Genomic DNA, 1,323 nt, shown 5'->3' with positions numbered 1-1,323 from the left:
TACTCACTACTAGATTTTAGACATCAATATTTAATTGATAGCTTAAGTATTTCTAAAGATAGCTTTAAACAAAGTGATGCTTACAAAACTCCTACAGACGATTTCCTTTCATACTATTATCACTTCTTTAAAGCCATTCATTCCAATGTTACCGGCAATCATAGCCTTGCAAAAATACATTACGATAAAGCTGAATACCTATTAGAAACAATTCCTGATGAGATTGAACATGCTGAATTCCATTATGAGTTGGCCATTTTCTATTGTCATACACATAAATCGATTTTATGTATTAATCATGTAATGAAAGCTAAAGATATATTTTCAAAACATCCTGGGTATGAATTGAAAGTTGCCTTCTGTAATAACCTATATGGATTAGCATGTACTCATTTAAAGGAGTGGGAATTAGCTGAGGAACACTTTATCTCGGCTATGGATACATTCCAAAAAGAAAATTTAGAATACAATATTTTGATTGTTCGTCACAATCTAGGATTTATGTATGCTACACAGAATTTATCCGAGGTAGCATTACGTTATTTATCTGAAGTTAATCAGAAGCTACCTAGCGATTATAAAGCTGTTTTTATTGAAGCTAGGGAACATTATAAATTAGGAGAACATCAAACTGCTCAAGAATTAATAAAAAAAGGCCTGCAGCTTTCTACTCAATTGGGAATTGAGGGCTATATACATCACTTTAAGATTTTAGAAAAAATGAATCTAAATAGTTGTGCTACTGATATAGAAAAAACTGTTTTAGAAGGAATTTCCTATTTTGAACGCGAAGAACTATATGAGTATATAAATGAATATACTGAAAAGTTAGCAACCCAATTTTACAAAGAAAATAATCATAAAAAAGCCAGCTATTACTTTTATGAAGCTAGTAAAGCCAGTGAAAAAAACTTTAAAAAAGGAGCATTAAAATGAAAAAATTAGCGGTTAGCTTACTGGGTATCTTAATTGTTGTAACAGTAACTTTTGGATCAAATCCTTCAACAAGCACTCAAAGTACTGTAAATATTATTAAATATTCACATGGACATACTGGATAATGAAAGGAAGGATTACCCCTTCCTTTTTTATATTTTAGAATGTTAAACGTATCCCCTCTATATCTATCTATAAAAATTTAAGAAATAAATAATTCAAAAGGTAAAATAAAAATACTACAATTAAAAACTTCCATTTGTTTCTTTTCGTTGGTTTTCCAGCATGTTGTATATAAAAAAATAAAGCAATACCTGCTATAGTAATTAAAAACATTTGATAGTAATCCATCATCTGTAATACCCCCTCCATACAAAAAATAAGAAG

At 29.5% G+C, this 1,323-nt stretch carries 3 protein-coding genes; 2 read left to right on the top strand and 1 reads right to left on the bottom strand.

What is annotated here, in order from left to right; translation table 11 throughout:
* The coding region (locus ABWK52_RS29570) for a tetratricopeptide repeat protein (RefSeq protein ID WP_353772394.1) at positions 1–936 on the top strand (936 nt) is incomplete at its 5' end.
* Complete coding sequence (locus ABWK52_RS29565; protein WP_255289055.1) at positions 933–1,061, top strand: hypothetical protein; 129 nt, start codon at positions 933–935, stop codon at positions 1,059–1,061. The genes ABWK52_RS29570 and ABWK52_RS29565, both read left to right, overlap by 4 nt.
* A gap of 67 nt (positions 1,062–1,128) precedes the next feature.
* Here ABWK52_RS29565 and ABWK52_RS29560 read toward each other — a convergent pair.
* Positions 1,129–1,323 (bottom strand): hypothetical protein (locus ABWK52_RS29560; protein ID WP_353772395.1); only part of this gene is annotated, 195 nt, incomplete at its 5' end.

This window comes from Bacillus sp. AP50, from assembly GCF_040492675.1.
In the GTDB taxonomy this organism is placed as follows: domain Bacteria; phylum Bacillota; class Bacilli; order Bacillales; family Bacillaceae_G; genus Bacillus_A; species Bacillus_A cereus.
Note: the sequence above shows the minus strand (reverse complement) of the source record. Positions and strands in the feature narration are given on the sequence as shown.

Excerpts from the sequence above, each read along its gene's own strand:
- ABWK52_RS29565 (WP_255289055.1), top strand. The coding sequence starts at position 933 with ATGAAAAAATTAGCGGTTAGCTTACTGGGTATCTTAATTGTTGTAACA.